We start from the raw sequence: 12,642 nt of genomic DNA on the forward strand, positions 1-12,642 counted from the left end.
TGCCAGCCGGCTCCATTCGTCGTTCGTCAGATCACCCCGCCCCATGCCGGGCACAACGAGCCCGGCATGGAGAAGTCACATGATCCGCCGGACAGAACCTAGCCCCTCACCCGCCGGGCGCCGGGGGCAGCCGGAAGCCGACCTCGGCGCCGCCGGAGGGGGCGGCCGTGGCGAACACCGAGCCGTGGTCGGCGGCGACCAGGTCGTGGACGATGGCCAGGCCCAGCCCCGAGCCCGGGGTGGACTGGGTACCCGCCGCGCGGTAGAAGCGCTCGAACACGGCCTGCCGGTCGCCCGGGGCGATGCCCGGCCCCTGGTCGCGCACGGCCAGCCGGCCGCCGGTGACCCGGATCTCCACCGGGGTGCCGTCCGGGCTGAACTTGACGGCGTTGCCGACCAGGTTGTCCACGCAGCGCTGGAGCGCGCGCGGGCGGGCCAGCACCGGCACCGGCCCGTCGGTGGTGACGGTGATCTCCCGGCCGGTGCGGCGGCGGAAGCGGCGGGCGCTGTCCTCGGCGGCGGCCGGCAGGTCGACTGGCTCCGGGTCCTCCGCCGTCCACTGGTCGGTGGCCAACTCGACCAGCTCGCGCACGAGTTCGTCCAGTGCGACGGTCTCGGTGACCAGGGTGCCGAGGATCTGCTCCTCGTCCGCGGGGGCGAGCCGGCCGCGGGCCCGCTGGAGGAGTTCGGCGCAGCCGCGCACCGAGGTCAGCGGGGTGCGCAGCTCGTGGCTGGCGTCCTGCACCAGGCGCTGCTGCTGCTCCCGGGAGCGCCGCAGCGCGCCCACCATCGCGTCGAAGGCGCGGGTGAGGCGGCCGACCTCGTCACGTCCGGCGGCGGGCAGCGGGGTGGTCAGGTCGCGGGTGGTGGTGATGTGCTCGGCGGCGTGGGCCAGCCGCCGCACCGGGCGCAGGATGCGGCCCAGCACGAGCCAGCTGAGCAGCGCGGAGCCGACCGCGGCGGCGACACTGGTCCAGGTGATCCGCAGCAGGAAGGCCTCGTCGACGGCCGTCACCCCGGCGTAGGTCTGGCCGACCGTCACCGCGCCCCGCCCGTCGGAGCGGGCCTTGGTGAGCAGGCCGTACGGAGTGCCGTCGATCTCGACGTCCTCCTGGTGGGAGCCCTGCCCGGTGCGGGCCACCTCGCGGGCCCGGTCCGAGACCGGCAGCGCCGCCGCGCCCGGGGTGAGCGGGCGGGCGGTGCCGTCGGGGGCCAGCAGCTGTTCGACGGTGTCGGGCCGGGCGATCGGGACACGGTCGAGGTCCACGGCGGCGAGCACGGTGTCGGCCCGGTCCGCCAGGCTCAGGTCGAGCTGGTCGGCGACCAGGGTGGTGACGCCGCGGTAGGCGGCGACGACCGGCACGGCGATCGCGAGCAGCACGGAGGCGAGGACGACCAGGCCGATCCTGGCGCGCAGCATCAGGCGGTCCGGGCGGTGTAGCCGACGTTGCGCACGGTGTGGATCAGCCGGGGTGCGCCGTGCTCCTCGGTCTTGCGGCGCAGGTAGCCGACGTACACGTCGAGCGAGCGGGAGTCGGTGTCGAAGTCGTAGCCCCAGATCCGCTCGTAGATCTGGTACCGGGTCAGCACGGTGCCCTGGTTGCGCAGCAGCAGCTCCAGCAGGTCGAACTCGGTCTTGGTGAGGTCGAGCGGGCGGCCGCCGCGGTGGGCCCGGCGGGCGGCCGGGTCCAGGGCGAGGTCGTCCAGGCCGAGGTCGGCGCTCTCGGCGCCGACCGGCTCGGTGCGGCGCAGCAGGGCGCGTATCCGGGCCAGCAGTTCCTCGGTGGCGAAGGGCTTGGCGAGGTAGTCGTCGGCGCCCGCGTCCAGCCCGGCGACCCGGTCGCCGAGCTGGTGGCGGGCGGTGAGGACCAGGACGGGCAGCCGGTCGCCGCGCCGGCGCAGCATCCGGCACAGCGCGAGGCCGTCGAGCCGGGGCATGACCACGTCCACCACCGCGAGGTCGGGGCGCCGGTGTTCCAGGAGCTCCAGGGCCTCCTGGCCGTCGGCGGTGGTGAGCACCCGGTAGCCCTCGAAGCGGAGCAGGTGGTCGAGGGTGTTGCGGACGCCGGGGTCGTCCTCGACGACCAGGACGGTGCGCCGGGCGGCGGTGGGATCTGTCATGGCGTCATCTTCGCTGGTGGCGGGCGTGGTCATGGCGGCCGGGGGGCGGTCGGGGGCGGTCCGTGGGCGGCTCGGAGCCGGGTCAGCGCGGGACGGGGACGACCGGCACCGGCGGGACGCCCGCCAGGCAGGAGGTGTCGCCGACCTCGCCGGTGCGGATGAAGCGGCCGGCGATCTCCAGGGTGCAGCCGGTGGACTCCATCTCCGGGACGTGTCCGCTGTTGGGCACCGAGACGAACGCGCTGTGCTTGAACTGGGCGGCCGCACGGCGGGAGTTGAGCTCGGGGGTGTTGGTGTCGAGGTCCCCGGAGAGCACCAGGACGGGGACGTCGGGCACGTTCCGCAGGTCGGTCGGCTGCGGGCGGGCGGTGCCCCGGCGCGGCCAGTTCAGGCAGTTGTCCCCGCCGTCGGTCTGCCCCTCGGCCCAGCCCTTGGCGCTGAACGCCCCGAAGTCGGCCGGGTCGGTGGCGGCCAGGGCGGCGCGGTACTGGCGGCGGCGCTCCGCGACCGGGGCGTCCTGGTCCCAGGCACGGGCGTAGTCGTTGCAGGTGACGGCCAGGAAGGAGGCCTGGTCCTCGGTGCCGGTGCCCTCGATCTGGCCGCGCACCAGGGCGGTCAGCGGCGCCTCGTCGCCGGCGGCGAGGGCGTGCAGGGCGGCGGGCAGGGCGCCGAGCAGGCCGGGCTCGCCGGGGTGCAGGCCGATGCCGCGGGTGGCGGGCTCGTACATCAGGTTGGCGAGCTTGTCCTCGGTGAACGCCACGGTGCGCTTGCGGCCGTCGACCGTGGCGGCCACCTTGAGCGGGCGGGTGCGCAGCCGCTCGGTGACGGCGGCGAGGTCGTGCACCACGGTGTCCGGGTCGCAGGAGCCGCTGCGCTCGCAGATCCGGCGCAGCGTCAGCGACACCTGCTGGGCGCCGGGGCGGGCCAGCGAGTCGAAGGCGAGGGGGTAGGCGCCGGACAGCACCATCCGGTCGACCCGCTCGGGGTGGCGGTCGGCGTAGACCGGCATCAGGTAGGTGCCGTACGAGAGGCCGTACAGGACCAGCTTGGGGGCGCCCAGGCGCTCGCGGGCCGCGTCGAGGTCGTCGGCGGTGGCGGCGCTGGTGTAGCCGCGGGCGCGCGGGCCGAGCTCCTCGGCGCAGTCGGCGACCAGCTCGCGCTGGTCGGCCCGCGGGGCCCAGCGGTACTCGGCCTCGGTGACGTCGCAGGGCAGCCGGCCGGAGCGGCCGGTGCCGCGCGGGTCCAGCAGGAGCAGGTCGTAGTCGTCCAGCACTCCCTGGAGTGCCGTGCTCACCTGCCCGGCGCGGTCGATCATGGTCTCGCCGGGGCCGCCCGGGTTGAGCGCGATGGTGCCCAGGGCCGGGCCGGGGCGGCTGTGGCGCACCACGGCGTGGCTGACGCCGATGGTGCCCAGGCCGGGCTCGTCGGCGACCAGCGGGCGGCGCATCGTGGTGCAGTCGACCCGGTGCCCGGGGACGGTCGGGCACCAGGCGGGCCGGCCCTCGGCGCCGGCGGGCGCCGCCTGGGCGGGGGAGGGGAGGGCGCCGATCGGGAGCGCCGTGGCGAGGACGGCCAGCGCGGCGGCGGCCAGGCCGCCCCGGCGGGCCCGCTTCGGGGTGGTGGTCGGGGTGGTCGGGGTGGTGTGCGTGATCGCGGTCATCGCGGTGCCCTCCTGGCGTCCTGCGGTCGGTGTGGGAACGACCTTGCCTGGGGCGCGTCAGGCGTTCGGCAGAGCGATGACAAAGGCGTGTAAGAACTCTCACCGGCCGTGGCGACCGGGCCCGGACGCGGATGTCGGAGCGGGGCGGTACGGTCCTGGTCATGGCAGCCCGGATCGATCTGACCCTCGACTGCGCGGACGCGCAGCTCCTCGCCGCGTTCTGGCGGACGGCCCTGGGGTACGTGGACGAGCCGCCACCGCCCCCGTTCCGCACGCGCGCGGAGTGGCTCGCCCAGTTCGACCTGCCGGAGGACGACTCGGCGGACGACGGCGCCTGGCTCTGCGACCCGCAGGGGGTCGGTCCCCGGCTGTCCATCCTCCGAGTGCCCGAGCCGAAGCGGGCGAAGAACCGGCTGCACATCGACATCCGGGTGCCGGGCCACGGCGGTCCGGCCGAGCGCTGGGCCCGGGTCACCGCGGAGGCCGCGCGGCTGGCGGCGGCGGGCGGGCGGGTGTTGGCGGAGGCCGACGGGCACCACGTGGTGATGGCCGACCCGGAGGGCAACGAGTTCTGCGTGGCGGCGGGCCCGGCCACGGGCTGAGCCGGGGCGTGCCACGGGGCGTGCGGTCCGACGGGGGAGCGCCGCGGGCCGGGCCGGTGGTCGTCGGCCCGGCCCGGCCCGCGCGCCGGTCCGGTCAGGCCTTGATGGTGAGCCAGGCGCCGAGGCCGTTGCAGCCGCGGGCGTCGTAGGTGGTGCTGCGGTAGCCGGCCGGGATCGGCGAGTAGGGGCAGGTCCAGATGCCGTTGCGGACCTGCTCGTGGAACCAGGCGCCGACGCCGCTGCAGCCCTGCGGGTTGTAGTTGGTCAGCACGTAGCCGGAGACGATCGGCGAGCCCGAGCAGGTCCACAGGCGGTTCTGGGCGGGCTGCTGGAACCACGCGCCGTGGTTGTTGCAGCCGCTCGCGTTGTACATGGTGATGACGTAGCCGCTGGGCACGGGCGCGCCGGAGCAGCTCCAGCCGCCCGTGGCGGAGGCGGTGCCGGCCGCCGCGGTGCCGGTGAAGGCGGCGGCGAGCACGGCGATCGCTGCGGCCGCCCGTCCCAGGCGGGTGGTCAGCTGGCGGAGGGTCCTGGTCACGGTGTCACCGGTCCGATCGGTCGTCCCCGCGCCGCTGTCGGGGGCGGGGCGGGAGGGGGAAGTGCGAGGCTGCGCCGCACCCTAGCGGCGGTGATCAGGTCCCTGAAAGATCAGGATCGCAGGATCTTCACAACTGACCGAAAACGATCCGTCGGGACTCCTGCCTCCGCCGAGCCGTGGTGGGGACAACCCCAGGACGGACACACCCGCTGGCCGGACTGCGGTTCGAGGGCGACCGACCGTACCGTCGGCGGCATGAACTCCCTACGCCCGAAGGGCAGATCACGCTCCGTCCGACTCCGGGCCGGCACCGTGCTGGCGCTGGCAGCCCTGGCCACCACGACCGTGACGGCGGGGGTCGCGTCGGCGGCCCCGACGGACCGGTGGGACCGGTCGGACCACGGCGAGCGCGGTCGACTGGTCTCCGCCCGGCTGACCGGCACCCTCGACAGCAAGGACGCCGTCGCCACCGCCCTGACCGCTGCCAAGTACGACGCGGGCGCCGTCCGCTACGGCGTGGACACCTACCGCCTGGAGTACCGGACCGTCGACCCGCAGGGCCGGCCGACCACCGCCAGCGGCCTACTGGTGCTCCCGCGCGGTGGCGAACACCAGCTGCGGACGGTCTCGTTCACCCACGGCACCGCCAGTTACCGCGGCGACGCCCCCTCCACCACGGCCAAGCCCGGGTTCGTGACCTCGCCCGCCCTCACCTACGCCTCCGCCGGGTTCGCCGCCGTCGCCCCGGACTACCTGGGCCTGGGCACCGGCCCCGGCACCCACCCCTGGATGGACGTGCCGTCCGAGACCACCGCTTCCCTGGACATGCTCCGGGCGGCCCGCGCCTTCGCCCCGCGCACCGGCCGCACCCTCGGCCACGACGTCCTGGTCACCGGCTTCTCCCAGGGCGCCTCGGCCGCGACGAGCCTCGCCCGCGCCCTCCAGGACGGCGACGACCGCTGGTTCCGCCTCCGAGCCCTCGCCCCGGTCAGCGGCGGCTACGCCTTCCGGGAGGCCGAGCTGCCGGCCCTGCTCGACGGCTCCCTGGAGCCCAAGTCGAGCGCGCTGTACGCCGCGTACCTGCTCGTCGCCTGGAACCGGCTGCACCACCTCTACGACTCCCCGGGCGAGGTGTTCCAGGAGCCGTACGACCGTACCGTCGAGGCGCTGTTCGACGGCTCGCACACCGGCCCGGAGCTGTTCGCGGGCACGCCGGGCACCATCGGCGAACTGCTCACCCCGCGCGCCCTCGCGATGCTGCGCCACCCGGCCGGCCGCTTCGCCGCGGCGCTCCGGGTGGCCGACGGCACCTGCGACTGGGCGCCGCGAGCCCCCGTGCGGCTCTACGCGGCCGAGGCCGACGAGCAGGCCGCCGACGCCAACACCGACCACTGCGCGGCCGCGCTGCGCGCGCACGGCGCGGACCCGGAGGTCATCGACCTCGGCACCCCGGACTTCGCGGGCTCCCGCCACCTGGGCTCCAACGTGGCCGCCACGGCCGACATCGTGCGCTGGTTCAGCGCCCTCGGCTGAGCGGGTGCGGGCCGCGCCACGGCTGATCGTGGTGCGGCTGATCGTGGCGCGGCCGCCGTTGGCACGGCCCCCGCCCGCTCAGCCGGAGCGCAGGACCCGGAACCGGTCGGGCGCCGCCGGATCCCGGTCGACCACCTGGACCGGCGGCCACGCCCACTGCCACACGCCGCTGCCGGGCACCCGGGTGAACCGGATCCGCCCCCGGGTGCCCGCGACGTCGACCCGCGGCCAGGCCGCGGCGACGCGCTCCCGGTCCGCACCGGCGGAACGCAGCACCTCGGCGAGGACGGTCACGGCGTCGTAGCCCTCGAAGGCCACGAAGGACGGCGCCTCGCCCAGCCGCTCCCGCACGGCCGCCGCGACGCGCTCGCCGGTGGCGCCCAGCCGCTCGGGCAGGTAGCGCAGGAACGGGACGGCCGCGCCCTCCTCGCCCAGCAGCGCCCGCCACTGCGGGAACTCCGGCTGCCCCGCCGGGGCACCGATCAGGACCCCGGCGAGGCGCCGGTCACGGCGGACGGCCCGGACGATCGGCACGGCCGGCTCGGGGTGGCCGACCAGCAGCAACAGGGCCGTCGCGCCGTGCCGGGCGAGCTCCCCGCACAGCTCGGCGGGGGAGAGCGCGGCGGCGTCCAGCTCGACGACGGTGCCGCCGTGCGGAGCCAGGCGCTCGCGCAGGACACGGGCCCCGGCGGCCCAGTAGACGCTCTGCTGGGCCGCCACGGCGATCCGGCGGTGGCCCGCGTCGAGGAGGAACTCCGCGTAGATCCGCCAGCCGTTCGACTGCGCCGGGCAGAGCCGGGCGACCCCGTCCGTCGGCCCGTCGGTGAGCGCGTCCAGGACGGCCGAGGAGCAGAGGTACGGCACACCGAGCGCCTCCGCCCGCGCGGCCACCGCCCGGGCGACCACGCTGTGGTACTCCCCGGTCAGGGCCACCACGCCCAGGCCCGCCAGCTCCTCCACCGCCGCCGCGGCCCGCTGCGGATCGGCCGCCGTGTCCCGGACCAGCAGGTCCAGCGGCCGGCCGGCGATCCCGCCCGCGTCGTTGACGTCCCGGACGGCGGTCTCCAGCCCGGCGAGCAGCTGCCGGCCGGCCTCGACCCACCCCGGGCGACTCAGCGGGACGAGGGCGCCGATCGGCACCGACGGACCGTCGGCGCGCTCCGCGCCGGCCGACGAAGATGGCGTACTCATGGGCCGGCGTCTCCCGCCTGACGGTCCGGTGACAGGCGCTCCTCCGGACCGCCGACCGGCGGGGCCGGGAGGCGCACCTGTGTGATCATGCCGGACATTGCACCCGGCCCGGGGGGTGGCGGGCAACCGGTTTTTCGCCGAGGTGCTGCGCGTGACCCGCGCGAAACCGGCCGTGGTCAGTCGCAGACGAAGCAGGGCGGCCGGTCCCGGGCGGTGACGGCACCCGCGGTGTCGAGGCTGTCACCGGGCACCTGTATGTTGATCAGTCGCCGACCCTGCCGCGCTCCCCACCGGGATGCCGACGCCCGGGTCCGGCCCGGACCGGTACGCGCATCGCGGAGGTCGGGCCGTCGGTGCGGGGGGAACTGCGGAGGGACCTCGGCCCGGGGCGGAAAGCCGCTCACCGTCCCGACGTTCCCGAAGGATCCCGTATGACCGTTCCTGTCCCGCCCGACAGCCCGCAGCCGGGGGCGGCGCCCGCCGGCGCCGACCCGGGGACGCCGCTGACCCCGGGGCAGGGCGAGGCTCCGGAGCAGGCAGACACTCAGAGCGAGGCCCTGAGTGAGGCTCAGGTCGACGCCCAGGGCGAGGCGAAGGGCCCCGCCGCTGAGCCCGCGCCCGCCGATGCCGAGGCCGCCGTCGACGTCGTCCCGCTCGCCGAGGCCGCCACGCCTGCGCCCGCCGATGCCGTCTCGCTCGCCAAGGCCGCTGAGCCCGCGCCCGCCGATGCTGAGGCCAAGGCTGAGGCCGAGGCCGAGGCGGAGGGCCCCGCCGCCGAGCCCGATTCCGCGCCCGTGCCCGCCGACGCGGCGCCTGCGGCGCCTGTCGCGCCCGTGCCGGTCGGTGCTCCCGCTGCCGTAGGAGGCCCGTCGCCGTTCGCTCCTCCGGAGGCGGCCCCGACCCCGCCCCCCGCCCCGGCCGCGTACCCGGCCGCGTATCCGGCCCCGGGCCAGGGCCCGGCCGGTGCGCCCGGTGCGTACCCGGGCGCGCCGTACTGGCAGGGCTACCCGGTGGTCCCGCCCCAGCCGCGCAACGGCCTGGGCACCGCGGGCATGGTGCTCGGGATCGTCGGCACCGTCCTCGGCCTGGTCGTCGTGCTGTTCTGGCTCTCCTGGCTGCCGGCCCTGCTCGCGCTGATCTTCGGCATCATCGGCCTGGGGTACGTGCGCAAGGGCGAGGCGACCAACCGGGGGGTGGCCCTGGCGGGCGTCATCCTGGGCGTCACCGGCCTGCTGTTGTCGGTCGGCGGCGGGGTGGTCTTCGCGGTGGCGCTGAACTCCGTGCAGGAGGACGAGAAGGCCGAGGCGCACGCCGCCCGGCTCCGCTCCGAGGCCGACGACCGGGCCGCCGCCGACCGGGCGGCGAAGGCCAAGGAGAGGCTCGACGCCGCGAAGAAGAAGTTCGAGGAGGAGCAGCAGGCGCGGGCCGCCGACGAGAAGGCCCGGCACCTGGGCTTCGGCCAGTCCTACACCTACGCCGACGGGTTGAAGGTCACGATGGCCGCGCCGCAGCCGTACGTGCCGAACGAGACCGTGTTCCCCGCGCCGAAGAACAGCACGATCATCCAGATACGGATCACCGTCACCAACACCGGCTCCAAGGACGTCTCGCTCGTCGGATCGGGGCTGCCCACCGTCAAGGACGCCAACGGGGGCCTGGTCACCGCGCTGATCGACGGCAGCGGCCGGATGAAGTTCATCGGCGACTCGCTGGCTCCGGGCGCGGAGGCCACGGGGGTGTCGGCGTACGCGCTGCCGAACGCCGCGGCCGACCCGTTCTCCGTCCAGTTCACCTACTACGGCAGCGGGCAGGGCATGAAGTCCGTGACCTGGACCGGCTCCCCGAACTGACCCGGGTTCCGGCTCCGGCTCCGACATACCGAGACCCCTGACCCCCGACCCCTGGCCTCCAGGGGCCGGGGGTCAGTCGTGTGCGAGGCAGCGCCGGAGCTCGTCCAGCCGGTAGTAGTGGCTGCCCTCGGCGATCGGCCGGCAGGAGGGCTTGAAGGCGATCTCCTCCTCGTTGTAGAGCATCCGGACCAGGTGGTCGGCCGGGCCGCCGTCGGAGGGCGCGTTCTCGTAGAGGTCCCACTGGATGTTCGCGGCCATCGGCACCACCTCGGCGCCGCGCCACGGGTTGTTCCGGTAGCTGTACGGCTGTTCGGGATCGGCGCCCTCGGTGCTGCCGGGCAGGCCCATCAGGGCGGCGAGCGGCTCGATCTCCTCGGCGTGGGTGAAGCGCAGCACCGCGCCGTTGTGGTTGCGGCCGTCGGCCCTGGCCCCGGCCTGGGCGAGGAGGTCGTCGAGGAGGACGCCGGCCATCCGGTAGGTGATGGTGCGTCCGCTGAACGCGGGGCCCTTCTGGTAGAACTCCTCCGCGTCGTCGAGGTAGCCCAACCACCGGGCGTCGTGGGCGGTGAGGTAGCGGGAGAGGTCGACCGAGGGCGCCTCCACGGCGAGATCGGGAGCCGCGCTGTACAGCTCGTACAGCGAGCGGGCGAAGGAGAGCTGCTCGTCGACGGGCAGCGCCGTGACGAAGTCCGCCCGGAACAGGCGGGAGAGGGCGTGCCGGGCCGCTTCGGCGGTGCGCGGATCGGCCTCGTTCCGGGCGAGGACCGCGGCGAGGTCGGGGTCGTTCGCCAGGTACGCGCGGTAGTCGGCGTTCTGCGGCTGCTTGTGGAAGTACAGCAGGTCCGTGTCGGTCACCGGGGCCCCGATCAGGCCCGTCAGGCCGGGGTCGCCGGCGGTCAGGCCCGCGGTGAAGGCGTCGGCGCTGGCCACCGCGCGCGGGACGCCGGAGGTCTCCACCAGGACGGGCTCCCGGTCGGCGACGATCGTCCGGAACAGGGACGGCAGCCGCTGCTCCAGGCGCAGCGCCGTCTGCCGGTGCTCCCGGGCTCCCAGGGCGGAGAGGTTCCCGTAGCCGAGGGTGGCGGCGGAGGCCAGCAACGACCGTACCTGCGGGGCGAGTCGGGCCCCGAGGTCGGTGAGGGCGTCCTGCCGTTCCGCCTCGGCGAGGACGGCGAGCACGGCGTCGCCGTCCTCGCTGCCGGTCATGGCCCGGGAGCCGTGGCGGGCGACGTTCTCGGTGAAGACCGGGCGGAAGCCGTGAGGGGGCTGCTGGTAGCGGTCCGGATCGCCCTGCGGCCGGTAGGGGGTCTTGGTCCCGTAGCGGCCGTGCCGGGCGGTGTCGGCGTCGGCGCCGGAGCGGTCGTGGGCGGACGCCGTGCCCGCGGTGGACAGGACGCCGAGGGCCAGGGCGAGGGCCAGGGCGGCGGAGAGGGCGGGGGTGCGCTTCACTGCGGTCCTCCGGGTCGGAGCGGTCGGGTCGGCTCAGGTCTGGTCGGGTCAGGTCAGGTCGGGTCGAGTAGCCCCGGTCAGGTGGTCAGGGCCTTCGGCCGCGCGCATGCTGTCATGCGCATGTGAACGCGAGTTGACGTGTCACCGACGGCAAATCGCCACCCTGGCCGGAATGATGACCCCGAGTCGGCCGAACTCACGATCTTTCGGACAGTGGACGATCAAGCTCTTGATCTCCGGCCGGGCGGCTTCTAGATTGCGGTGCAATGTCACACTGAGCCGACCGACGCGGCCTTCCTGGGGGACCGGTGCCGGACACCGCACAGCAAGTACCGCTCCAGACCACCGAGAAGCTGCCCCGGGTGTTCTACCGGCTGGCGCTGGGCGACGCGCTCTCCACCTACGGGAGCCAGCTCGACCTGGTGGCGCTGAGCCTGTTCGCCTACGAGGCGGCCGGGAACGCGCTCGGCACGGCCGGGTACCTCATCCTGCGTCTGACCGGCGGTTTCGCCGGTGGACTGGTCAGCGGGCGGCTCGTCGCCCGGGTCGACCGGCGGCGGCTGATGACGGGCTGTGCCCTCGCCCAGGCGGTGGCGCTGGTCGTGGTGGCCCTCGCCCCGGCGTCCGCGCGGATCCCGGTGCTCTACCCGCTCGCGCTGGTCTTCGGCGGCGCGGCCGCGGTGTGCGCCGTCGCGCTGCGCACCAGCATCCCGGAGATGGTCGGCGCCGAGCGCCGGGCCCGCGCCAACAGCCTGATGGCGAGCTGCCGTTCGGCCGCCATGGTGCTCGGCTTCGCCTCCGCCGGTGTGGTGGTGGCGTGGGCCGGGTTCCGTGCGGCACTGCTGATCGACGCGTCGAGCTTCGTGGTGTTCGCCGCCGTGGTGCTCAGGCTGCCGTTGCGCACCCGGGCCGAACCCGCCGAGCAGGCGGCCGGACAGGCCGCCGGCGCGGCCGCGACCGGTACCACCGCCGACACCGAGCCCGACAGGGCTGCCGACGGCGGCAAGGCGAAACGATTCGGCAGCCGGTGGCAGGCGCTGGTGGTGCTGCGCGCGGCCCCCGTGGTCGGTGCGATGGCGGCGATCCGACTGCTGGACGCCTTCGGCTCCGCCGCGCACAACATCAGCCTGCCGGTCTTCGCCAACCAGCACGACCCCGGCAACCCGGCCGCGCTGCTGGGCATGTTCTGGGCCACCTGGGCGGTCGGCAACCTCGGTGCCCAACAACTGGTCTCCCGGCTCATGCTGCGCCGGGGCATCGAACCGGGCGAGCGCGCCTTCGCCCTGGGGACCTGCCTGATGTCCGGCTGCTTCATCCTGGTCTTCACCGGACTGCCGACCCCGCTGTTCCTCCTGGTGGCGATCGGCGCGGGGCTCGGCGACGGCTTCACCGAGATCTCGTACACCACCCGGATCCAGGCGCTCACCGACGAACGGCGCGGCCAGGCCTTCGGGTTGCTCGCCTCCGCCGAGAACGTCGGCATGGGCACCGGGATGCTGCTGAGCGGATCGCTGCTGGCCCTGCTCAGCCCGCTGACCGTGGTCGGCGTCTCGCACGCCGTCCCGATCGTGCTGGCGCTCGGCTTCCTGGTCCTGGTCGGCCGGGCCCGGAAGCGCTGACCCGCACCACCCGGCCACGCACCACCGGACCACGTACCGCCGGACCGTACCCGCGACCACCGTGCACCGTGCCACCGCA

10 protein-coding genes are annotated in these 12,642 nt (G+C 75.2%); 4 read left to right on the forward strand and 6 right to left on the reverse strand.

Annotated elements, in window-relative coordinates:
* Positions 1-106 precede the first annotated feature (106 nt).
* From ACFXOZ_RS20700 to ACFXOZ_RS20710, 3 genes are all read right to left on the reverse strand, one after another.
* Positions 107-1,420 (reverse strand): ATP-binding protein, encoded by a 1,314-nt coding sequence (locus tag ACFXOZ_RS20700; RefSeq protein ID WP_380527087.1) that lies wholly within the window; start codon positions 1,418-1,420, stop codon positions 107-109.
* Positions 1,420-2,121, reverse strand: coding sequence for a response regulator transcription factor (locus tag ACFXOZ_RS20705; RefSeq protein WP_380408237.1), 702 nt, complete (start codon positions 2,119-2,121; stop codon positions 1,420-1,422). The genes ACFXOZ_RS20700 and ACFXOZ_RS20705 overlap by 1 nt, the downstream gene beginning before the upstream one ends.
* Positions 2,122-2,203: 82 nt before the next feature.
* Complete coding sequence (locus tag ACFXOZ_RS20710; RefSeq protein ID WP_380527089.1) at positions 2,204-3,781, reverse strand: alpha/beta fold hydrolase; 1,578 nt, start codon at positions 3,779-3,781, stop codon at positions 2,204-2,206.
* 161 nt (positions 3,782-3,942) lie between these two features.
* On the opposite strand from ACFXOZ_RS20710, the gene ACFXOZ_RS20715 reads away from it, so the two are divergent.
* Entirely contained in the window at positions 3,943-4,383 is a 441-nt protein-coding gene (locus tag ACFXOZ_RS20715) for a VOC family protein (RefSeq protein ID WP_380527091.1), read from the forward strand.
* Positions 4,384-4,477: 94 nt separating this feature from the next.
* Here the strand turns inward: ACFXOZ_RS20715 and ACFXOZ_RS20720 are convergent, their stop codons facing one another.
* Complete coding sequence (locus ACFXOZ_RS20720) at positions 4,478-4,921, reverse strand: hypothetical protein (protein WP_380408260.1); 444 nt, start codon at positions 4,919-4,921, stop codon at positions 4,478-4,480.
* Between the two features lie 255 nt (positions 4,922-5,176).
* On the opposite strand from ACFXOZ_RS20720, the gene ACFXOZ_RS20725 reads away from it, so the two are divergent.
* On the forward strand, positions 5,177-6,454 hold the full coding sequence (locus ACFXOZ_RS20725; protein WP_380527093.1) for a lipase: 1,278 nt from the start codon (positions 5,177-5,179) through the stop codon (positions 6,452-6,454).
* Positions 6,455-6,532: 78 nt separating this feature from the next.
* Here the strand turns inward: ACFXOZ_RS20725 and ACFXOZ_RS20730 are convergent, their stop codons facing one another.
* Positions 6,533-7,645, reverse strand: coding sequence for an ABC transporter substrate-binding protein (locus tag ACFXOZ_RS20730; RefSeq protein ID WP_380527094.1), 1,113 nt, complete (start codon positions 7,643-7,645; stop codon positions 6,533-6,535).
* A gap of 431 nt (positions 7,646-8,076) precedes the next feature.
* On the opposite strand from ACFXOZ_RS20730, the gene ACFXOZ_RS20735 reads away from it, so the two are divergent.
* The gene (locus tag ACFXOZ_RS20735; protein ID WP_380591883.1) at positions 8,077-9,495 is read left to right on the forward strand and encodes a DUF4190 domain-containing protein; all 1,419 of its coding nucleotides are present in this window, start codon (positions 8,077-8,079) and stop codon (positions 9,493-9,495) included.
* 72 nt (positions 9,496-9,567) lie between these two features.
* Here the strand turns inward: ACFXOZ_RS20735 and ACFXOZ_RS20740 are convergent, their stop codons facing one another.
* Positions 9,568-10,944 (reverse strand): histidine-type phosphatase, encoded by a 1,377-nt coding sequence (locus ACFXOZ_RS20740; protein WP_380591885.1) that lies wholly within the window; start codon positions 10,942-10,944, stop codon positions 9,568-9,570.
* A 308-nt stretch (positions 10,945-11,252) separates the two neighbouring features.
* Here ACFXOZ_RS20740 and ACFXOZ_RS20745 point away from each other — a divergent pair, with 308 nt between their 5' ends.
* Positions 11,253-12,563 carry an MFS transporter gene (locus tag ACFXOZ_RS20745; protein WP_380527099.1) on the forward strand — a complete coding sequence of 437 codons (1,311 nt, stop codon included), beginning with the start codon at positions 11,253-11,255 and terminating at the stop codon, positions 12,561-12,563.
* The last annotated feature ends 79 nt before the right edge of the window (positions 12,564-12,642 follow it).

This window comes from Kitasatospora sp. NPDC059160 (assembly GCF_042755465.1).
Taxonomy (GTDB): domain Bacteria; phylum Actinomycetota; class Actinomycetes; order Streptomycetales; family Streptomycetaceae; genus Kitasatospora.

What these genes read in the sequence shown, in the direction of transcription:
- ACFXOZ_RS20700 (WP_380527087.1), bottom strand. Translation starts at nt 1,420, where the DNA reads ATGCTGCGCGCCAGGATCGGCCTGGTCGTCCTCGCCTCCGTGCTGCTC.
- ACFXOZ_RS20710 (WP_380527089.1), bottom strand. Translation starts at nt 3,781, where the DNA reads ATGACCGCGATCACGCACACCACCCCGACCACCCCGACCACCACCCCG.
- ACFXOZ_RS20715 (WP_380527091.1), top strand. Translation starts at nt 3,943, where the DNA reads ATGGCAGCCCGGATCGATCTGACCCTCGACTGCGCGGACGCGCAGCTC.
- ACFXOZ_RS20730 (WP_380527094.1), bottom strand. Translation starts at nt 7,645, where the DNA reads ATGAGTACGCCATCTTCGTCGGCCGGCGCGGAGCGCGCCGACGGTCCG.
- ACFXOZ_RS20735 (WP_380591883.1), top strand. Translation starts at nt 8,077, where the DNA reads ATGACCGTTCCTGTCCCGCCCGACAGCCCGCAGCCGGGGGCGGCGCCC.
- ACFXOZ_RS20725 (WP_380527093.1), top strand. Translation starts at nt 5,177, where the DNA reads ATGAACTCCCTACGCCCGAAGGGCAGATCACGCTCCGTCCGACTCCGG.
- ACFXOZ_RS20705 (WP_380408237.1), bottom strand. Translation starts at nt 2,121, where the DNA reads ATGACAGATCCCACCGCCGCCCGGCGCACCGTCCTGGTCGTCGAGGAC.